The sequence below is a fragment of the Bacillus sp. JJ664 genome (genome assembly GCF_036962205.1).
GTDB lineage: Bacteria > Bacillota > Bacilli > Bacillales > Bacillaceae_G > Gottfriedia.
This window is the reverse complement of the sequence record NZ_JBALMS010000063.1, coordinates 31,841-54,019: the sequence shown is the minus strand read 5'-3', so window position 1 is coordinate 54,019 and position 22,179 is coordinate 31,841. Positions and strand designations below refer to the sequence as shown.

Here is a 22,179-nt window from a genome sequence, read left to right as displayed (position 1 = left end):
AGTGGACTACTTTTTATTTAAATGTTAATACTATTATTTACCGATGAATTGTTGAGTCCAAGTGTTAGCTCTTGAATCATAACCAACACCAATTTGAGTTAAGTTAGGATTTAAGATGTTTGCACGGTGACCAGCACTGTTCATCCAAGCAGTTACAACCTCTTCAGGAGTTCTTTGACCTTTAGCAATGTTTTCTGCTGCATAGTTATATGAAATTCCGAATTTTTTCATCATATCAAATGGTGAACCGTAAGTCGGACTGTTGTGATCAAAGTAGTTTTTATCAGTCATATCTTGTGATTTAATACGAGCAACTTTTGATAATTCAACATTTAAAGTAAATGGTTTTAAACCATTTTTAGTACGTTCAACATTTGTTAATTCAAATACTTTATTTTCGTAAGCATTTAAAGCTGTTGATGTCGATGGTTTTTCAGCAACTGGTGGTGTTGCTGGTTTTTCAGCCGGTGTTGCTGGCTTAGCCGGTGTTGCAGGTTTTTCAGCAACCGGTGGTGTTGTTGGTTTAGCCGGTGTAGATGGCACTGTTGGTTTTGTAGTTGAGTTATTTGAACCAGTAGCTGGTTTTGATTGTGCTTCTACTTGTTGTTTAATTGCTTCTTGTAACTTAGCCATATCGATACCAAATTTTGATAAATCAATTTTACCATTAGTAGTATTTAAGCTTGGTAGATTAAAGTAACTAAATAATACATTATTTAAATCAATCGTTGATTTAACTACATAGTAACCTCTAATACTTAACTCATGGAGAACAATTTATTAACAAAGTATTAAAAGTTAATGAAATAAAAAATACAGCGCTTGTTTATGTGAGATGTAGATAAGCTTCACCCTCTTTTGCACCACTCAAATCACTTCTTAATAATTCTCTCAATCACTAGGAATAATTAGTGTAAAACTGATGTAAAATTTTATAACAATTTATATTTATAGGATATATTTTTATGTAAAATAATAATAATAGAAATTACTAGTTTACTAGGAGGAAAAACTCATGAAGAGTTTTACAAAGCAAGAGAATAGTTGGATGTTATACGATTGGGCCAATTCAGCTTATTCTATTATTATTACAACCGCTGTTTTCCCACTATTTTATAAGGCCGCAGCTACGAAAGCTGGAATCAATGCTTCAGATTCTACTGCTTATTTAGGTTACACCATTGCAATTTCCACATTCATTTTGGCAATGTTAGGACCAATTCTTGGAACAATCGCTGATTATAAGGGCTTTAAAAAGAAGTTTTTCTCCTTCTTTTTAATACTTGGTGTATCCTTTACGGCACTTCTTGCATTTATACCTAGTGATAAGTGGTTATTATTATTAATCTGCTATACGATTGCAGCTATAGGATCCGCTGGAGCAAATGTTTTCTATGATGCCTTTTTAGTAGATGTTACTACTGAGAAACGTATGAACCGAATATCCGCTCGCGGCTTTGGTTTAGGTTACATTGGAAGTACAATTCCTTTTCTAATTAGCATTGCGATCATCATTTTAGCACAACAAGAAATTCTTCCAATCACTACAACCACAGCAAGTCAAATCGCATTCGTGATTACCGCAATTTGGTGGGGGTTATTTTCAATCCCTATTTTACGAAATGTTCATCAAAATTATTTCATTGAACCCGAACAAAAACCAATTATAAATAGCTTTAAAAGACTCGGAAAAACCTTTAAAAACATCCGACAATATCGTGCTTTATTTTTATTTTTACTTGCTTATTTCTTTTATATCGATGGCGTTGGAACCATCATTACAATGTCTACAGCTTATGGCTCTGACCTTGGAATTAGCTCAACAAATCTATTAATTATTTTATTTGTTACACAAGCTGTAGCTGCTCCTTTTTCAATCCTTTTTGGAAGATTATCAGAAAAATTTTCTGGTAAAAAAATGCTTTATGTTGGAATCAGTATTTATATTATTATTTGTATATATGCTTTCTTCTTAAAAACAGCTGTAGACTTTTGGATTTTGGCAATGCTTGTTGCAACCTCACAAGGTGGCATTCAATCATTAAGTCGATCATTTTATGCAAAGCTTGTACCAAAAGAAAAATCAAATGAGTTTTTTGGTTTTTACAATATTTTTGGTAAATTCGCTTCGATTATGGGTCCTTTATTAGTCGGTTTAACTGCACAAATGACAGGACGTTCAAATATGGGCGTATTTAGTTTGATTATATTATTTGTCATCGGCATCATTATCTTAACTAAAGTTTCCGAACCAAAAATTGAAGTAAGTTCTTCAGAAACAGTTGATACTGTTTGAGTTAAAAATTTTGGCAAAAGAAGTAGTTGTATTTCACTCGGGTAGCCAGCTTTAAAAGTGGGCAGCCTGATGAGCACTTGTCGCTACGCATCTGTGAGTAATAGTTGTCTATCTTATAAAACCAATTAAAAAAAAGTCTCTCAAATAGTAAATACTTATCTGGGAGACTTTTTTGCCTTATACAGGCTTTATTTTTTTGCTTCATGTACCTTTAATAACTTACCTTTTATTGTGGTATTCTTCATCTTTTTCAACACAATTGGACCTTTATCATTTAATATTTCAACATAAGAAACAGTATCTAATATTGTAATAATACCAATATCTTGCACCGTTACTCCTTCGATTTTGGCAATCGTTCCAACAAAGTCAACCGCTCTAAGCTTCTTCTTTTTACCACCATTAAAATACAATTTCATAATTTTCTTATTCAACTTTTCACTTTTAGCTTGTTTAATAGTCGGTTCAACATTCATTTTCGTTTCAAAGGCAGCAATATTATGTTCTACTTCATCTCTTGTAGGGGCTGTCATCCTCGGAATTTCAAAACCGATATATTCTTCAATTGATGCTAAGAATCGATCTTCATAAGGTGTAACAAACGTAATGGCTTTTCCTTTTTGACCTGCTCGTCCAGTTCGACCAGTTCGGTGTACATAGCTTTCTTTTTCTAAAGGAAGGTCATAATTAACGACATGAGTAATATTATCAATGTCGATCCCTCTTGCAGCAACATCGGTTGCTACTAAATAACGGAAATCTCCCCTTTTAAAATCATTCATTACATGCAGTCTATCATTTTGTTCCATTCCACCATGAATCTTATCACAGCTATAACCTAAATCTGCTAGTTGATCATATAAAGTATCCACTCTATCCTTTGTTCTGCAAAAGATGATACAACTATCAGGGTTTTGTACAATCGTTATATCTTCTAGCAAGGATAATTTATTCTCTTCTTCAACTAAAAATAGTGAATGATCAATTTTATCTGTCGTAAGCCCTGTTGCTGTAATTTCAATGCTTGTAGGGGCTTTCATATACTGATTTGCGAGATTTTTTACCTCATCCGGTATAGTCGCTGAAAATAACATAGTTACCCTATTTCTAGGCATCTCGTCGATAATGGCTCCAACTTGGTCGATAAATCCCATGTTTAACATTTCATCTGCTTCATCAATAACAAGATACTTAATTTGTTCTAGGCTCAATGTACCTCTTTCAATATGATCTAACACTCGACCCGGCGTCCCTACAACAACATGAGTTTTTTGCTTTAATTCTGTTTTTTGGATGGCAATCGGTTGTTTTCCATAAACTGCGACAGCTTTAATCCTCTTAAATCGACCAATATTAGTAAAATCCTCTTTTACTTGAACTGCAAGTTCTCTAGTTGGCGTTAAAATAAGTGCTTGCGGCTTATTTTCTTCCCATTTTATTAGTTCACAAATTGGTATACCATACGACGCTGTCTTACCACTACCCGTTTGCGATTTTACTACTAGGTCCGTTTTGTTTAATACTAGTGGTATTACTTTACTCTGAACTTCTGTAGGATTTGTAAATCCTAATTGTTCCAGTGCATTTACGATTTCATTACTTAGTTGATAATCTTTAAAGCTTTTATTCCCCATCATTTAGCCTCATTTATTTTAGAATTTATTCTTATTATTTCTGTTAGTTTAGTTTATAGTCTAGTTTCTTTTCGTTATGGTGTAGTTTTAAAACAACAACCTGTTTGAAAAGAACCGTAAGAAAGCTTTATCATACCATACATCAATCTATAAAAATCTAATAAGAGGGCTGGCTTCAAAAAAATAAGGTTTCCCACAAGTTAGTAAACTCACGGAAAACCTATTATTGGATGAACTATTTTTTTAGTTCGTTTTTTATTCAGCATGAGCTTAAAAGCTTAACTACGTTCGTCGCATATAAGCACTAACAGTAAGTGGGGCAAAGATTATTACAATAACAGCCGCCCCAATCAATGAGATGGATAAATCCCAACCGGCAGTTCCAGTATTAGCAAGTTCCCTAACTGCTGTTACTAGATGAGATATTGGATTTATTTTTACAAACCATTGAAGCCAGTTTGGCATTGTATCAACTGGTACAAATGCATTAGACAGGAAAGTCATAGGAAATAGAACTAGCATCGAAATACCTTGAACACTTGAAGCTGTTCGAGCGATTACACCAAAGAATGCGAATATCCAGCTAATTGCCCAAGAACAAACAATCACAATAAGTCCCGCGAGGATAACTGAGCCTAGACCACCTTCCGGACGGTAACCCATGATGTATCCCATTGTAAACGTTAGGACAGTCGCTATTGTATAACGGATTGTATCCGCCAACAAAGCTCCAGCTAAAGGAGCAATTCGTGCAATAGGGAGTGATTTGAACCGATCAAATACACCCTTATCCATGTCTTCACGCAGCTGTACACCAGTTACAATGGAGGTAGTAATAACTGTTTGCACAAGTATTCCAGGGATAATGACTGGTAAATAGCTTTTTACATCACCAGAAATTGCACCGCCAAAAATATAAGTAAACATAAGAGTGAAGATGATTGGTTGAAGTGTAACATCGAATAATTGCTCGGGTGTGCGTTTAATCTTTAGTAGTCCACGGTAAGCCATTGTAAGCGAGTTCCTTACTGACTGACGAAAGCTAGTTCTGTTTTTTAGTTGACGTTTGTTAATAGTACTTTGATAAGTTTGACTCATACTCTTACCTCCCCCACCTTAATTGATTCGTGGGATACCTCAGAATTATCCTTCTCGATATCATTTCCAGTAATCGTTAAGAAGACCTCATCCAATGTTGGTTTCTGAACACTCAATTCAGCCAGTTGAATATCCGTTTCACGAAGAGCAATCAGTAAGTCAGTTACTTTATCAGCGTCTGCCATAGGCGCAGTAATTTTCCCGTCTTCTCGTGATACTTTAGACTGGACATTAAGCAGTCTTTCCACCGTCAGACGTGCTGTTTCTATTTCTCCAGGATTTTGAATTGTTAAATGTAATGAAGAGCTTCCAACTGACGCTTTTAGCTCATCAACAGTACCTTCTGCAACAACTCGGCCGTGATCAATAACTGCAATACTGTCAGCAAGTTCATCTGCCTCTTGTAAGTATTGTGTCGTTAACAACACCGTTGACCCATTCTTTACCAATCTACGGATGGTGTCCCACATTTGATTACGAGTACGAGGATCTAACCCTGTTGTCGGTTCATCAAGAAAAATAAGTGGTGGTTGCGCTATTAGACTAGCGGCTAAATCTAATCTACGACGCATTCCGCCTGAGAAATTTTTTAATGGACGTTTAGCAGCTTCAGTTAATCCAAATTCCTCTAATAATTCAGCAGCCTTATTCTTTGCCTCTGAACGGCCTAACCCTAGTAGTCGTGAGAAAATGACTAGATTCTCAGTAGCACTAAGTGACTCATCAACCGAAGCATACTGACCTGTCACGCCAATCAATTGTCTTACGATCTGAGCCTCTTTGATCACATCGTGTCCAAATATTTTTGCCGAGCCAGCGTCCGCACGTAATAAAGTCGCAAGCATCCTAATTGTAGTTGTCTTACCAGCCCCATTTGGACCAAGCACACCATAGATCGAACCGGCACGCACATTTAGATTTACTCCGTCTACCGCGCGATTATCACCAAATACTTTGACTAGTCCACGTGCCTCAACAGCCCAATCACCATTGTCTGGTGTGATTACTTTTTTATTTAAAAATTCCATTTTATACCTCCTCTACTTTTAAATACATAGTGATGGTATCAATGATTTATGAATAAATTATGAACTTCAAGATACAAAGTAAAAAAGAACTCATTACTTTAATAATGAGTTCTCTTTTGAATTTTTCATCTCTAGGGAATATAGAGATTACCAGCAATATATTTATTTTCTTAATTTAGAACTAAGCTTTTCGTTGTACCATGTTTTAAAATTGGACTTGGTTCTCCCATACTGTATAGCTGTAAAAGGTGCATAGCTCGCGTACATGCAGTGTAAAACAATCTACGTAAACTTTCCTCCCCATATACATCCTTGGAAGCGTCATAAATGATCACAGCATCAAATTCGATTCCTTTAGCTAAATAAGCAGGTATGACCACAATACCTTGCTCATACTCAACCGAACCGCTCTTAACAAGCTTAATTCCCTCAATATCTTTTAAAGCCTTGAAGGCAGCCGCACTCTCTGCAGCCGATTTACATATAACTGCTATTGTATTGTAATTACGTTGCTTCAATTCTATGATCTTAGATGTTATTTGGCGATGGAGTTCATCTCGATTTAACACTTGTGTTAATACTGGCACTTCACCGTCTCGTTCAAAAGCGGTGATCTGTTCACCACCAGGAACAAGATTCTTTGTAAATTCAACGATTGGTTTAGTTGATCGATAACTGCGAGTCAAGTTTATCGCATGTGTTTCTTCTGGCCCATATAAGCCTTTCAATACGTGAAAATTAACCATTTCACTGGCATGGGCAAATATTGCTTGATTAAAATCACCGAGTACTGTCATTCTTGCAGCAGGAAAAAGACGTTTTAAAAATTCGAACTGAAATGGTGAATAATCCTGTGCTTCATCCACTAGTACCTGTTTAATTGAGGCATTTGTCTGAAAGCCTTGAATCAATTCTTTTAAAAGTAAAAATGGAGTAGCATCTTCATAATACAATTTACCTTCCTCAAGCATTTTGAACGTCAGTTGACATATATCTTCCCAATGCTTTGGTATGTCTCCTTCTATTAACTGTTCAATCTTTGTTGAGTTTGCAAATAATTGCTTATAAACGCCCTTCATGTCAACAAAATGGAGCATTTGAACCCATTTACGCAATGGCTTTAACTTTCTTCGAACAACCATTTTGCCGAGCACCTTGATTTCTTTCTCATAGTCGTCAAATGAATTATCTTTATAGCCTTCTTTTTTCTGTAAGAACTTATAGGCCTTCTGATAATCATCTTTGCTAAGAAGCTCGATTTCTTCTTCTACCCAGGGCTTTTTCAGTTCATTTTTCTCTGTTTCATCTATTCGCTTATTCAACCATTCTGTTAACTTCTCGATTCTATTGTAAAAGCGAAGTGAGGTGTCACTACTATAAAATCTTTCTTTCATTTCCTTAGCAGAGACCAGCGTTTTTCCTCTAAACTTAATTCCTTTAAAGATCATTCCAGATAATTCTAGTGACTGTCTATACGCTTTAATAACATCAAAAAAACGTGTTGAAGCTTTAAATTGGATATTTGAAGTCCTAGCTTGATAGGAAGGGTCACTTGTTTTTGTTAAAACATATTCTAATTGGTCATAATTATCCTCAACTTGAAATTGATCGCTTAATCGATGGCTTAAGTATTCTTGAAATGTAACTTGCTGCATATTCTCTTCACCTAACTCAGGTAGCACTCTTGAGACATAACTGTTAAACATAGCATTTGGTGAAAATAATATGATTTGGTCAGCTTTTAACCATTCTCTATATTTGTAGAGTAAGTACGCGATTCTCTGCAAGGCAGCTGATGTTTTTCCACTGCCCGCCGCTCCTTGAACAATAAGCAATCTTCCTTGATCATGCCGAATAATTTGGTTTTGCTCTTGTTGAATACTGGCAACGATGCTGTGTAAATGTTTATCGGTGCCCTTACCAAGTACATGTTGTAAAATCTCATCACCAATTGTAAGACTCGTATCAAACATCGATTCAATTACACCATCACGTATGATGTACTGCCACTTTTGATCCAACTCACCACTAATGGTACCCCCTGGCGTTACATACTCGGCTGGACCTGGCGGATAATCATAGTAAACACTCGAAATCGGTGCTCGCCAATCATAAATTAAAAAATTGTCTCCACTCTCATCTGTTAGCGTAGAGACTCCAATATAAACACGTTCTAATTCAGAAGTGCCTTCTTCAGTAAAGTCAATTCGGCCGAAATACGGTACATCCTTCATTCTTCTTAGAGCTGATAACCGCTTCGATGCTTGCTTATGAGTGCTTTGGCTCACGGACAAAACTTGTGCCTGTTGTCTTAGACTGAGAATTGTCTCTAAATAATCATCAAAATTATCAGTATTAACCTTAACTTCATCCCAAAAGTTTTTGCGAATACCAATTACTTCATTTTGACGTTGGTTAGTTTCTCCTTCCATCTTGACGATTTGATCCGCAATTATATCCATGATTGTGTCGACACGGTTTTGTTCCTGACGAAGTTCTTTGTTCATTCCATGCACTCCTTTAAAAAATAGAAAATGAGGGTTGACTTAAGCTTGATTATGTTGTAAGCTTATAATAGGGAAACTTTACCCTGATAAATAATAATATAATGTAATCTATATTACTCTACCACGTTTCTTCTTTTTAATCAATGCATTTTCATACTTCAAATTTATAAGAACCTTCTAGTTCTTCTGACTCCAAATTCTATTATTTGCACCTTACTCATTCATTATGTAAGTAGATCCTTTTACATTCTCATCAAAAAAAGTCCAACTAAATAAGTCAGACTCTCACTACTCTACCTTTCATTCATACTGCTATCATTGTCCAAGCTCTCTTTTCTATCTAAAAAAACATTTTAATCTAATTTTAAATTTCTATATTCTATTCTGGACAATTCACGACGTCGATCTCGTAATAGTCGTACTGATTCAGTGTTTCTTGATCGTCTTAACTTCTCAATATCAACGTCACCTACCACAACTGTATCAATATTCGCGTCACATTCTCCGACTACTCCATCTTTTGCGAACCCAAAATCTGATGGTGAAAAAATGCCAGATTGAGCATACTGAATGTCTACGTTTTCCACATGTGTTAAATTGCCCACTGTACCTGCAATACAAGTATATACCTGATTCTCGATTGCACGTGCTTGTGCACAATATCGAACACGGAGATATCCTTGACGATCCTCTGTACAGAATGGAACAAAAATAATATTTGCACCTTTATCTACCGCAATGCGTGCTAACTCTGGAAATTCGATGTCGTAGCTAATTTGAATTGCAATTTTTCCACAGTCCGTGTCAAATACTTGGATCTCATTTCCTTCTGCAATCCCCCACCACTTACGCTCGTTAGGTGTTGCATGGAGCTTCGACTGTTTCTCAATCGTACCGTCGCGTCTAAAGAGATATGCCACGTTATAAATATTTTCATTTTCTTCGACGAAATGTGATCCCCCAACAATGTTGACGTTATACCTTACAGCAAGTTCAGTAAAAAGTTCAATGTATTGTTCTGTATAGGTTGCAAGCCGACGAACTGCTTGATCAGGGCGTTTTTCTTCAAGAAAAGACATCAACTGGGTTGTAAATAATTCAGGAAATACCGCAAAGTCAGAACCAAAGTCAGCGGCAACGTCTACATAGTATTCTATCTGTCGAGTAAAATCATTGAACGATTCAATTTTTTTCATCATGTATTGTATGGCACATATTCTTACTGGGAAGGATGCTCGATAAACTCTTCTTGACTTAGGTAAGTAATCAATATTATTCCATTCCATCAAAGTAGCGAAAGAATCGGATGCCTTATCGTCTGGTAGATAACTTGTGTTAATTCGTTTAGTTGTAAAACCCTCTAATAATTGAAAAGATAAAACTGGATCATAAATGCTATGCTTCTCTACCGCTGCAACATATTCACGAGGTGTCATCTCTTTCTTATGCTTATGATAATTAGGGATTCGACCACCTATGATGATGCTCTGGAGATTTAATTGGCGGGCAAGTTCCTTTCGAGCTTCATAAAGCCGATGTCCAATTTTCATACGGCGGTATTCTGGATCTACCATTACTTCTATTCCATATAAATTAGATCCATGTGGATCGTGATTCGTAATATAGCCGTTGTCTGTAATGACATTCCACGTGTGCTGATCATTATATTCGTCAAATTCAACCATGAGACTTGAACATGAACCTACAATTTTATCTTCATACTCTACACAAAATTGACCTTCTGGAAAGATTCGTATATGACTTTCTAACTGTTCCCTTTTCCATCCCTCCATGCCAGGAAAGCAACGGCTTGATAAGGCCATAATATCTGGAATATCTTGCATACGTATGTTACGAACAATGATTTTCTTCTCATATTTCGATATATCTGACTCAGACATATTTTCACGTCCTTTCGTTGAAGGTGACGCTTACTATTTTTTCAAAATAGAAGTCGCTCGAATTTACTTATACAAACGTTATGTTACCCATAAATTCCCTTTTAACATGCAACAAATCATCTTTTAGCACAAAACAACCATACACTTTTTAAGTAGGGATTTAATTTCGAACTCAGCAGTTAATATAGTGTTATCTTTCATATATCCATTTGAGGCAATCTGTCGAAAGAATTTTAAGAATAACCTAAGTAAAGACAAGATAAAACAAAATCCCCCCGTTGTAGAATGCGTTTGCAAATTTTATAATTTAATTGTTAGAAAATTCTTAATAATAAAGTTGGAGGGTTACTATGAAAAATAAATTTATTGCAGGTACTTTAACAGCTGCTTTGAGTGCTGTTACTATCTTTAGTAGTCTAAATGTTGGACAAGCCCAAGAGGTGGATAAGAACTATGTAGTTGTCTTTAAATCAGATACGAACCTACCTTCTAACTATTTAGAGGAAGTTAAAAGTGCTGGTGGTAAAGTAACAAAAACGTTAACAAAACTAGGCGTTATTAAAGTCAAATCAGATAATCCAAATTTCTTGGCTGATATTCAAAAAAGTTCAACTGTTTTAAATGCTGGCGTTGAAAATACCATATATCCTGAAGCACCTGTAGATGTTGATGTTCTTCATGATGACTTTACTGCCAGTTCTACAAACGATTTATATAACAAATATCAATGGGACATTAAACAAGTAACAAATAACGGTGCCTCCTGGAATATGGAAGGTGGGACAGGAAAATCAACGAATGGTAAAGATGTTGTAGTAGCCATAGTAGATACAGGTATCGACTATACCCATCCTGATATCAAAAATAACTACGCTTATGGAAAGTCTTTCGTTCCTGGTATAACAAGTGCAATGGATGAAGATGGACACGGAACCCATGTTGCAGGATCTATCGCCGGCAATGGAAGAGTACTGGGTATCGGGCCAAAATTAAAGGTTGCTGCTTATCGTGTATTTGGACCAGATGGCGGAGCAGCTACATCTGATATTGCTAACGCCTTAATGACAGCAGCAGATGACAATGTTGATGTTGTGAATATGTCACTTGGTGGATACGATTGGTTCCAAAATCCTGAATATGCTACAAAAGACATTGTTGCCGATGTTCGTCTCTTCAACCGTGCTATTCAATATGCAATTAAGAATGGAGTAACAGTAGTTGGTTCTGCAGGAAATGCTGGTGTGGATATATCTAGCCCTGGTAAGCTTTCTGGGGAAGATAATGGAGCTACACATAGAAGCCCTAGTAGTCAAACATTAATTCGTGTAGCTGCTGGTGGACAAGAGAAGAATTTAACTTATTATTCTAATTATGGAGTAGGAAAAATAGATGTTATTGCTCCAGGTGGTGATTATGGTACGGCTTGGTTAGCTACTGGTGACAAATCACTTAGAGATACAAATAAATTGTGTTTATCAACTGTTCCTGGTGGATATGCTTTTTATGCAGGTACTTCTATGGCCGCGCCTAAAACTGCTGGTCTTGCTGGGGTAATTATCGCAAAATATGGTAAGGATGTTCTCTCTCCATCTCAAGTAAAACATATTATTCAAAGTTCAGCAGATGACTGGTTCAAACCGGGATATGATGGCGAATCAGGATTTGGATCGATTAATGCTGTAAGTGCTTTAAAATAGTTTGGTTGTTTCTTTTGCAAATAACCCAACCAAAATGAAAATATAACGTTCTCTAATCTATCAATATTTAAGCCAATTAAAAGTAAAAAGGATCTGGGCTTCAGATCCTTTTTACTTAGTTCATTAATGAAAAATGTTACTTAATCTTTTGATTGGGACCCTTGTCTTTAATCCTTAGAATTAAAATTAACTATAAACAAGCTCTTTTGCATTTAGACCAAGCGACTCAGCAGTTGAAGAATGAATTTCTTGTATTAGCTCTGGATGATCCATCAGTGATACGCCATAAGAAGGAATCATTTCCTTTATTTTAGCTTCCCACTCTTTTATTTGCTCTGGGAAACATTTTTCTAATACCTCAAGCATTACATGAACGGCAGTAGAAGCCCCTGGAGAAGCACCAAGTAATGCAGCTATTGAACCATCAGCAGCGCTAATTACTTCCGTACCAAATTGAAGTGTTCCTTTACCGCCTGCCTCAGTATCCTTAATAACTTGTACACGTTGACCCGCTACCACTATATCCCAATCTTCAAGTTGGGCATTTGGAATAAACTCTCGTAATTCTTCTAAACGCTTTTCGTTCGAAAGCAATACTTGTTGAATCAGATATTTCGTCAATGACATTTCTTTTACACCAGCTGCTAACATAGTGAAAAGATTATTCGGTTTTACTGAACCGATTAAGTCTAAATTTGAACCAGTTTTTAAAAACTTTGGTGAGAAGCCTGCAAAAGGACCAAACAACAATGTTTTTTTATTGTCGATGTATCTTGTATCAAGATGCGGAACAGACATTGGAGGTGCGCCAACTTTTGCTTTACCGTACACTTTAGCATGGTGTTGTTCTACAACCTCTGGATTGTTACATACCATAAATAGTCCGCTTACTGGGAAGCCCCCAACTTGTTTCGACTCGGGAATACCAGTTTTTTGAAGTAAAGGCAGACTTCCGCCACCGCCACCGATAAAGACGAACTTAGCAGTATGGTAGACAATATTTCCAGTTTCCATATCCTGTACTTTTAATTCCCATAAACCATCCTTAGTTTGTTTAAGATCTCTAACTTCATGCTGATAGTTTATCTCGACGTTTTTACTTTCTAAGTGATCAAATAACATACGAGTTAATGCACCAAAGTTAACATCCGTCCCAGAGTCGATTTTTGTTGCCGCGATCGGCTCATTTGAAATGCGCCCTTCCATAACCAATGGAATCCATTCCTTCAGCTTTTTTGGGTCATCGGAAAATTCCATTCCTTGAAACAAAGGATTGTTTGATAGCGCTTTAAATCGTTTTTTCAAAAACGAAACATTTTCTTCACCATGAACTAGACTCATGTGAGGTATTGGCATGATAAAGTCCTGTGGATTACGAATTAGGTTACTGTTTACTAGATAAGACCAAAATTGTCTTGAAAGTTGAAACTGTTCATTTATTTGTAAGGCTTTGCTAATATCTATAGACCCGTCAGATTTCTCGGATGTATAGTTAAGCTCGCACAATGCAGCATGGCCCGTCCCCGCATTATTCCATTCATTAGAGCTTTCTTCTCCAGCATTTGCCAATTTCTCAAACACTTTGATTTCCCATTCTGGTACTAGCTCCTTCAGTAATGAACCTAATGTAGCGCTCATAACTCCTGCACCAATTAAGATAACGTCAGTTTTTTCCTGTCTGTTTATCATTTTACCCACCCTTATCCCCCTATATTTGAAATAAAGAGTAGATGCACCTACCATGATGTCACAAAAATCAAGATGCCATCAATGAACGCACCATTTCCTATCTCAATTATAACTTATTAAATAGTATAACACTATTAAAATAAAACTCATAATAGTATAACACTATTAATTTTTACACTTAATAACCATTTATTTCTATTATCCTTATACTAAAATATCTACTATTATCAGATAATTATATACTATTTACGGCCGGTAAAAAAGTGAGAATCTTCTAAAAGCCCTTAGAATAAACAAAAATATCCTAAATTTAGGATTTTTCATGGGAATACGGGTTTAATTGTCATTTAACATTTATTTGGCACCTTATTTTTTTGCTATTATTTTTTGTACATTTACTCACTTGTTAATCTTCAGTAATTATTTTTTACTAAGGTTATTTCGTATAAATTTCTATGACTATAGAATGCGTTAGTTGATTATATCTCCTGTCTAAATCAGTATAAACCAAAAAACAACAATATTTTTGAAAAGATTCCAGACTAAAAAAACCATATCAATAATGATATGGTTCACTTTCTATTTTCAATTCTAGTTTTTGGATTAGACAATTCATTTGATCTCCTATTTAGTTCCATTGATTTCAATAATGGTTAGAAATTGCGAACATGAAAAGCTAGACCTTCATTTGTAACAACTAATTTTATACCCGTTAAGATCGGAATTGTTGTTCTGGAAATCCATCAGCATAAATAACTTATTTTACTCACTGTAACTGGCTTTATATTGCTTACCATCAAGTTTTTTGATTCATATTTCAGTTTATTTTTATACATTAAATTTTATATACAAAAAACCTTGAAAGGCATAGCCAATCAAGGTCACAAATTTTAACTACTCTTTCTTACTTGATCGAACCATAAATCAAAGATATCGTCAGGCAATAACTCATCATCTTTTGAATAAATTATGTCATATTTATATTGTGCTTTTAGACTGTTTTCCTTCACATTATAATGTAATTTTATTTCTGTTGGCATTTCTCTTCCATATTCTTTACATTTTCCATGGATTTCTTCTAAATTTTTAAGTCCAATATCTAAAACCGCTTCTTGTCTATTTTCTGATGTATCATAAATAAATTTCTTATTAGTTTCATTAATAGAATTATTCAAATTATTCTTAAGTACAACTTGTCCATTTATTTTATAAAATACGTCAAATGCGTACATTTCTGGTTCGTATGAACAATAGATATAAATATCATCAGCATTAATTTCAACATACTCTAGACAGATAGCTACCATATCTGTTTGTAATTCAGATAAATAATCTCTCAAATACTTTACTCATCCTTTTCACCTCAATTTTTAAGTACTCTTTTCTTAATAACACCATCTATTCCATATTTTACTTCAAAACTCTTCAACCTTAAACCCGCATCCTCATAATTAACTTTTACATTAACTGAAACCTTTTTTCCTTCTTTTATAGCTGAAGCCCATTGATTTTCTAACTTTTTATACTTACTCAAATTAACACTACTTGATTGAGACACAAGATTATCTAAATCTGGAGAACCTCCAAATCTATCTGCTGCTAGGTGCCCTGCATGGTCTCCAGGCTCTTTACCAGGTGTATTAGACTTATGTGGTAATCTATTTTCACGTAATACAGCCTTACCTGAGCAGATTCACTAGTAATTTACTGACACTTGGGAAAATTATTTACATTTAAATGAACCATATCGACTATACGAATGATGAAACAAAAAATTCTATCCTCCTTTAAAAGAAAAAGCATGCAGAATATTTTTCTACATGCTTTTTCCATTAAAATATATACCATCATTCATTTATGATATGGCTCATTCCGATTAATTCGATAAGCTCTATAAATCTGTTCCACCAAAATCAACTTCATTAATTGATGCGGAAATGTCATTTTAGAAAATGATAGTGTATCATCCGCTCTTTTCATGACTGCGTCGCTTAAACCCAGCGATCCTCCAATGACAAATACTACTTTACTGTTTCCGTATGTCGCTAATTGATCTATTTTTTTCGCTAGTGATTCTGATGTATGTTCTTTCCCCTTTATTGCAAGTGCAATTACATATGAATCATCAGATATTTTGTTTAGTATTCTTTCGCCTTCTTTTTCTTTCACAATTAACATGTCTGCATCACTTAAGTTCTCTGGTGCTTTTTCGTCTGGAACTTCGATTATGTCCATTTTTGCATAACTTGATAATCGCTTTATGTATTCATCTATTCCCATTTTTAAATATTTCTCTTTTAGTTTTCCAACACTGATAATCGAGATATTCACATTATATCCTCACTTTACAAACAAGTTATCCACAAAAGTTATCCACATACCCACAATTTCTATCCACATTTAGTAGGGGAATCTATGTTCGATACAATATATATGGCATCATTTTGACAATATTCACAGGTTGTGGATATATTGTGCGTTTTTTCGACTTTATTCAACAATGGCGTTTCGCTATACTTATCCACAAAATCATCTAGTGCCCATTCAACATGTTCATCACAACTTACTATTACTTTTTCCATTTATATTCATCTCCTTAATTTTTCACAAAAAAAATAAGGGAAAGTAAATTCTCCCCTAAAGTATACGTTCATATTATACATACACTATATCTGTTGGTTTTTGAGGGTCTGTATGATGTAGCGCAAACTGCGTTCCAACTTCAAATCCTTTTCCCTCTAATGTTTGTGTAACAGACATTTTGGCAAGCTCTTTCATGTTATTATCTTGGCTCAAATGTGCAAGATAAATACGTTGTGTATTATCTCCAATAACGTCAGCCATTGCTAATGCAGCATCCTCGTTAGAAACATGCCCCATATCACTTAAGATACGCCTTTTAATACTCCATGGATATTTCCCCATACGTAGCATCTCTACATCATGATTACTCTCAAAAATGTACATATCAGCATTCGAAATAATCCCTTTCATACGATCGCTAACATATCCTGTATCCGTTATTGTTACAAATTTTTTCCCATTATGATGAAATACGTAAAACATTGGTTCGGCAGCATCATGTGATACGCCAAATGATTCGACTTCTAAATCCCCGAATTGATGTGTCGTTTCCATATTAAAAATGAACTTTTGCTCTGTTGGAATCTCTCCAATTAAATGGTTCATTGCTTTCCATGTTTTTTCATTTGCATAAATTGGGACTTGGTATCTTCTTGCGAGTACACCAAGCCCTTTAATATGATCACTATGCTCATGAGTAACAAGTATGCCAGAGACTTCTTTAATATCCCGATTAATATCCTTAAACAACGACTCCATCGCCTTACCGCTTAACCCGGCATCAACTAAAAGCTTTGTTTTCTCCGTCCCAACGTACAACGCATTTCCGGTACTTCCACTAGCAAGTACGCTAAAATGCAAACTCATACTTATTCACCACTCCACTGTATTTATTCTATCTTATTAACTTGTCCCTCTATTGCGTTTACGAAATAATCTCGATCCTCATTTACAACCAAATGCCAAGCTGGTGCAATTACTTTTACACCAGTCGATAATGGAATTAATGTGTAATATCCAAAATCCACTTTTGTCACTCGATCATCTGGCTTTAACTCGTCTTTTACGTAAAGATTTTCGATCGCTTTAATCGCTGGAAGAACCTCTTGTACATCCTTTTTATCTACCATATCTTTTAAATCTTCTATATAGCGTTGTCGATAAGAAACAATTTCATCATTATCATTATACTTAATTTCTACAACAGAGCTATCAATATTATAAATGAGTCGATCTTTATAACTTTGACAGAAATAAAAAGTTTTTGTACTTACATCCCTCTTGCAGAAACGATAACTATTCCCATTCCAAACATACTCTTTGACAAAATTCTCTAAGAAGAAAATTCTATTTGTTTCGGGAAGTTTTACTACGTCTTTTAAGCGGCTTTGAAGCACATCTTTATAAATTTCGATGTCCTGTCCTTTTTGGTTAGCAATTGTTTTATCAGAGAAAATTTTGCTATTGCCTACGATATATGTCTCTTTTAATGATTCTTTAGGTAAAGCAACATATGTGATGTCATTCGCCTTTAACTGATCTTCAATCGTAGATTCCGCGATAACATCAATTTGGTAATTGCTCTTTTTTTGATAGTATTGAATCGCTAAAAACAAGTCTAACACTAAGAATGTTAAAATAAATATTGTTTTGATCCTACTCCAATCCAACAATATTCACCCCAATTCTGCTTAGCATATCTTGATCAATCTTTTTATAGGTGTCTCCATAATGGATAATCCACACAGGTTTTAATTCTACTGCCCTATTATAATAAGGTTGACTCATTGTCTTTTCTTTTTCACTATTAAAGATTGTTTCATATCCTATACTAATATCTTTAATTAATGAATTATTTATCGTTTTATTTTTCTTAATGACTTCCATGATTTGTGAACCAGACATTAATTCTACTTCATTTTCGTTTTTCTCCATTCGATACTCAAATTTGTATAATGGACGTTTAAATGTTTGTACGTCATCTGTTCCCAATTTTGTTGATATCGTAGCATTTTTATAAACAGGTAGATTGTTTACATAAAATCTAAAGGATACTTCACTCTTATCTGGTTGAATATTCGTTAAAACATAATGATCAGTCCAACCGCCATGTTGATTTATAAATCCGAAGCTTCTTTCAACTAATGAGCTCGAGCTTTGGCTGTTGTCCTCTACAGTAGTTGGATTAACAAATGTAAGCGAACGGTTTAATTGTGATACCGTCATTAATCTTGTACCATCTGTAAATGTATCGCCTGAGCTACTGCTCTCTTTTCTAACTTTTGATGGATCGTAAAAAATTGCATCCTTTAGCTTATCAATGGCAATGTCAGAAGTTAAATACTCAATCGTTTTTAATTTCACAGTTTTCTTAGGTAAATAAATAAATTTTCCAGAGTCTAACTCAAACTTCGAGCATTCAATATAATGGTCATAGTTATTTTTTACTTTTTCAACCGCTGAAATTACTTCTGAATTATCAAAGATCGCTTCGTATAAAACATTTAGTGACTCATTTGCAAAATAAATTTTTGTAGAATCATCTTGTTTAGTTGAAAGGCTAATAATCACTCGGTCAAAAAGAACATTTTGTAATCTTTTTGAATCTATATTTAGCACCTTATCCAACGTTTCAATTGGAATTAAAGTTGGAAAAATAATTTCAACCTTATTTTTTCCTTTTGTAATCCCTTGATAATTTTCTAGAGACGTTTTACTCGTTATATTACTAAAACTAGATATTTCTGTTTTTTGTAAAGCTCTATATAGCGGTAATATATTATTTTGCTTTGTTGTTAAATAATGATTATTTGTTTCATGCACAATTAATTCAGTAGGCACAACTACATCCTTATATTGCTTCTTTGCACCAATTGAAACATTTTGTACATAATCATAATTGGAATTTTGCATAACATCGTATGCTGGTTGGTATGATAATAAGCTATATGAAAGAACCAAACTGATTGCAACTAAAGTAGATAATATAATTGATTTTATATGTTCACTTTTCATTCCCACTCATCCTCTTGATCATCAGCTACCGGAAGCGTGAAATAAACTGTTGTACCCTTTCCTTCTTCACTTTTAGCCCAAATATGACCATCATGCGCATAAATCATCTCTTTTGCGATTGCTAGCCCAAGTCCTGTGCCTCCAACTTGTCTTGAACGAGCTTTATCTACTCGATAAAAACGATCAAATATTTTTGCTAAATTATCTTTCGGAATTCCCATACCTTCATCTGTAATGCTGACAAGTATTTGATCCCTTGATTCTTTAATTCTAAAGGTAACTTTTCCACCTTCTGGTGAATACTTTAATGCATTTGAAATGATATTATCTAAAACCTGAGTGATCTTATCTTCATCGATAAAAACAAATCTTGTCTTATTTAAAAACTCTCGTTTAAAAGTAGCTTCTTGTGATTTACTCATTTCGTGACGATCAATGATTCGGTTAAATAGCTCCGTAAAGTTCACCCAATCCTTTAACAAACGATACTCTGTACTATCTAATTTAGATAGCTGTAATAAGTCGTTAACTAATCGAATCATTCTTTCCGTTTCATCCTGTGTAACTTGTAAGAATTTAGGGGCTATTTCTTTATTCTCCCAAGCTCCATCAGAAAGTGCTTCTAAATAACTTCTCATCGTCGTTAATGGTGTTCTTAATTCATGCGATACATTCGCTACGAATTCTCTACGCTCTTGCTCTATTTTTTCTTGCTCTGTTACATCATAAAGTACAGCGATTAAACCATTTACTTTTCCTGTATCCTTTTGGATTGTTGAAAAGCTTGAACGGATAATCATTGGACGCTTATTTTCACTATAATCAAGCATAATTGAATCTGGCTCTTCATATAAGTCGTCTAATGTATGGACCTCTTCAATGCCAAGCACTTCTAAAATTGACTGATTTAATACTGTTTCACGTGAAACATTCAACATCGCTTCAGCTGGATCATTTAATAGAATAATTTTGCCTCGACGGTCTGTTGCGATAACGCCATCAGTCATATGTTCTAGTACAGATTGAAGTTTTCTTCTTTCACCCTCAGTAGATGCTCTTGCTTGTTGTAGGTTTCGTGATAGATTATTAAATGAAATCGTAAGTTCACCAATCTCATCTTCGCTATAAGCCCTTAGCTTACGAGAAAAATTACCTTTTGCCATTTCTTGAGCCTGTCTTCTTATCTCTGAAATTGGCTTAGTAATTGCTTTCGCTAATAGTATTCCGAGAATTGATGTAATAGCAACTGCAATCAGTGTTCCCGTAGAAAAAATACGATTAATTAATTCCATTCTATCGTACGTACTTTCCATTGAAGCACTTGTGTAAATAGCAGCAACAGTTTCGTCATTTTCAAATACTGGAATAACGATGATTCTCATTCGATGGCCATTCTTACGATCTAATAACACCTTTTCGGTATTCGTACCTGCCAAGAGAGCCCTCTTAATGAGTATATCAGTTGTTCGTTTTCCAATAATCGTCCGATTGTTGGAATCTGATGTAGCGATTACCTCACTATTTTGGTTAACAACCCTAACATCTGTTATACCGATATTTTCACCGAAGTCTGAAACAATCTTTTGAATTTTTTCTTTTACTTCTGGATCATCAAGAGTTTTCTTTTTTTCGTACTCTATTTTAATATTATAGGCTAGCATATTTGCACGTTCGTTTATTGAATCAGAGAAGTTATTTACTAATTGTTTTTCAAGTTCTCTAGAAAAATAAACGCTAATTACTTGCATCGCAACTAATATAAGCAATATATATACAAGCACAAATTTAAATACGATTGATTGAAATAAACCTACTTTATTTTTGGCTGCCATTAATCTTGCTCCGGATCACGTAAGTAGTAGCCTACTCCTCTTCTAGTTACAATAAATAATGGATAACTTGGATTATCCTCAATTTTTTCACGTAGTCTTCTGATTGTTACGTCTACAGTTCGTACATCTCCGAAATAGTCATATCCCCAAACTGTTTGAAGTAAGTGTTCTCGTGTCATAACTTGACCGATATGCTTCGCTAAATAGTACAGTAATTCAAATTCACGATGAGTTAATTCTATTTTTTCTCCTCGTTTTGTTACGATATACGCATTCGGATTGATGATAAGCGAGCCAATTACAACCTCTACTGACTCTTCTTTTTCAGACGATGCACCAGTCTGATGCCTTCTTAAGTTAGCTTTTACTCTGGCAAGCAATTCTCTTGTACTAAATGGTTTCGTTACATAATCATCTGCTCCCATTTCTAAACCTAACACTTTATCTAATTCAGAGTCTTTTGCTGTGATCATTATGATCGGCATTTCATGATTTTTACGGATTTCTCTACATACCTCTAGACCGTCTCTAATTGGTAACATAATATCTAATAAAACTAAATCAGGTAGAAACTCATCTACTTTTTGTAATGCTTCATCTCCGTCGTACGCACAAACAATTTCAAAACCTTCTTTTTCAAGGTTAAATTTTAGTATATCTGCAATTGGTTTTTCATCATCCACTATTAGTATTTTCTTATTCATTCCCCGCACTCCTTTTCTAGTAAGTTTAGTTGCATCCCATTTCTATTCATAGCTTTAGCAATTTCATAATAAATTAGGCAACAATTAAACGTATCTTAGCAATTTCGTTTTGTAGGATTGTCTCTATATATACAATACGACTAATAAGTTTTGTGTCCTTTTTAAAAGACTATATTCATGATTCATCTTAGAAAA

The 22,179-nt window shown here is 34.7% G+C and carries 18 protein-coding genes; 2 read left to right on the top strand and 16 right to left on the bottom strand.

The features are described 5' to 3' along the window. Positions 1–33: 33 nt before the first annotated feature. Positions 34–633 (bottom strand): CAP domain-containing protein, encoded by a 600-nt coding sequence (locus V7056_RS11755; protein ID WP_499702120.1) that lies wholly within the window; start codon positions 631–633, stop codon positions 34–36. A gap of 382 nt (positions 634–1,015) precedes the next feature. Here V7056_RS11755 and V7056_RS11750 point away from each other — a divergent pair, with 382 nt between their 5' ends. Then, positions 1,016–2,296 (top strand): MFS transporter, encoded by a 1,281-nt coding sequence (locus tag V7056_RS11750; RefSeq protein WP_499702118.1) that lies wholly within the window; start codon positions 1,016–1,018, stop codon positions 2,294–2,296. 188 nt (positions 2,297–2,484) lie between these two features. Here V7056_RS11750 and V7056_RS11745 read toward each other — a convergent pair whose 3' ends face one another. From V7056_RS11745 to V7056_RS11725, 5 genes are all read right to left on the bottom strand, one after another. Next, on the bottom strand, positions 2,485–3,930 hold the full coding sequence (locus tag V7056_RS11745; protein WP_499702116.1) for a DEAD/DEAH box helicase: 1,446 nt from the start codon (positions 3,928–3,930) through the stop codon (positions 2,485–2,487). Between the two features lie 282 nt (positions 3,931–4,212). Further along, complete coding sequence (locus V7056_RS11740) at positions 4,213–5,028, bottom strand: ABC transporter permease (protein WP_499702114.1); 816 nt, start codon at positions 5,026–5,028, stop codon at positions 4,213–4,215. Beyond that, entirely contained in the window at positions 5,025–6,056 is a 1,032-nt protein-coding gene (locus V7056_RS11735) for an ATP-binding cassette domain-containing protein (RefSeq protein WP_499702112.1), read from the bottom strand. Before V7056_RS11735 ends, V7056_RS11740 begins: the two co-directional genes overlap by 4 nt. A gap of 170 nt (positions 6,057–6,226) precedes the next feature. Then, the gene (helD, locus tag V7056_RS11730) at positions 6,227–8,563 is read right to left on the bottom strand and encodes an RNA polymerase recycling motor HelD (RefSeq protein ID WP_499702110.1); all 2,337 of its coding nucleotides are present in this window, start codon (positions 8,561–8,563) and stop codon (positions 6,227–6,229) included. Positions 8,564–8,916: 353 nt separating this feature from the next. Next, positions 8,917–10,464, bottom strand: coding sequence for a GNAT family N-acetyltransferase (locus V7056_RS11725; RefSeq protein ID WP_499702108.1), 1,548 nt, complete (start codon positions 10,462–10,464; stop codon positions 8,917–8,919). 350 nt (positions 10,465–10,814) lie between these two features. Between V7056_RS11725 and V7056_RS11720 the strand changes: the two genes are divergently transcribed. Beyond that, complete coding sequence (locus V7056_RS11720) at positions 10,815–12,161, top strand: S8 family peptidase (protein WP_499702106.1); 1,347 nt, start codon at positions 10,815–10,817, stop codon at positions 12,159–12,161. Positions 12,162–12,347: 186 nt separating this feature from the next. Here V7056_RS11720 and V7056_RS11715 read toward each other — a convergent pair whose 3' ends face one another. The 10 genes from V7056_RS11715 to yycF all read right to left on the bottom strand — a co-directional run bounded on the left by V7056_RS11715 (position 12,348) and on the right by yycF (position 21,984). Beyond that, positions 12,348–13,850 carry a malate:quinone oxidoreductase gene (locus tag V7056_RS11715; protein ID WP_499702147.1) on the bottom strand — a complete coding sequence of 501 codons (1,503 nt, stop codon included), beginning with the start codon at positions 13,848–13,850 and terminating at the stop codon, positions 12,348–12,350. Positions 13,851–14,740: 890 nt separating this feature from the next. Continuing rightward, the gene (locus tag V7056_RS11710) at positions 14,741–15,190 is read right to left on the bottom strand and encodes a DUF600 domain-containing protein (RefSeq protein ID WP_499702104.1); all 450 of its coding nucleotides are present in this window, start codon (positions 15,188–15,190) and stop codon (positions 14,741–14,743) included. A gap of 23 nt (positions 15,191–15,213) precedes the next feature. Beyond that, positions 15,214–15,543 (bottom strand): DNA/RNA non-specific endonuclease, encoded by a 330-nt coding sequence (locus V7056_RS11705; RefSeq protein ID WP_499702145.1) that lies wholly within the window; start codon positions 15,541–15,543, stop codon positions 15,214–15,216. A 158-nt stretch (positions 15,544–15,701) separates the two neighbouring features. After that, positions 15,702–16,181, bottom strand: a complete 480-nt coding sequence (gene rlmH / locus V7056_RS11700) for a 23S rRNA (pseudouridine(1915)-N(3))-methyltransferase RlmH (RefSeq protein ID WP_499702102.1) — start codon at positions 16,179–16,181, stop codon at positions 15,702–15,704. A 59-nt stretch (positions 16,182–16,240) separates the two neighbouring features. Continuing rightward, the gene (locus V7056_RS11695; protein WP_499702100.1) at positions 16,241–16,432 is read right to left on the bottom strand and encodes a CxxH/CxxC protein; all 192 of its coding nucleotides are present in this window, start codon (positions 16,430–16,432) and stop codon (positions 16,241–16,243) included. A gap of 73 nt (positions 16,433–16,505) precedes the next feature. Further along, complete coding sequence (gene yycJ, locus V7056_RS11690) at positions 16,506–17,300, bottom strand: exodeoxyribonuclease YycJ (RefSeq protein WP_499702099.1); 795 nt, start codon at positions 17,298–17,300, stop codon at positions 16,506–16,508. Between the two features lie 23 nt (positions 17,301–17,323). After that, positions 17,324–18,103, bottom strand: coding sequence for a two-component system regulatory protein YycI (locus V7056_RS11685; RefSeq protein WP_499702097.1), 780 nt, complete (start codon positions 18,101–18,103; stop codon positions 17,324–17,326). Further along, positions 18,090–19,448: a YycH family regulatory protein gene (locus V7056_RS11680; protein ID WP_499702095.1), complete on the bottom strand. Its 1,359-nt coding sequence runs from the start codon at positions 19,446–19,448 to the stop codon at positions 18,090–18,092. The genes V7056_RS11685 and V7056_RS11680 overlap by 14 nt, the downstream gene beginning before the upstream one ends. After that, positions 19,445–21,280: a cell wall metabolism sensor histidine kinase WalK gene (gene walK / locus V7056_RS11675; RefSeq protein ID WP_499702093.1), complete on the bottom strand. Its 1,836-nt coding sequence runs from the start codon at positions 21,278–21,280 to the stop codon at positions 19,445–19,447. Before walK ends, V7056_RS11680 begins: the two co-directional genes overlap by 4 nt. Next, complete coding sequence (gene yycF, locus V7056_RS11670; RefSeq protein ID WP_499702091.1) at positions 21,280–21,984, bottom strand: response regulator YycF; 705 nt, start codon at positions 21,982–21,984, stop codon at positions 21,280–21,282. The genes walK and yycF overlap by 1 nt, the downstream gene beginning before the upstream one ends. Between the last annotated feature and the right edge of the window lie 195 nt (positions 21,985–22,179).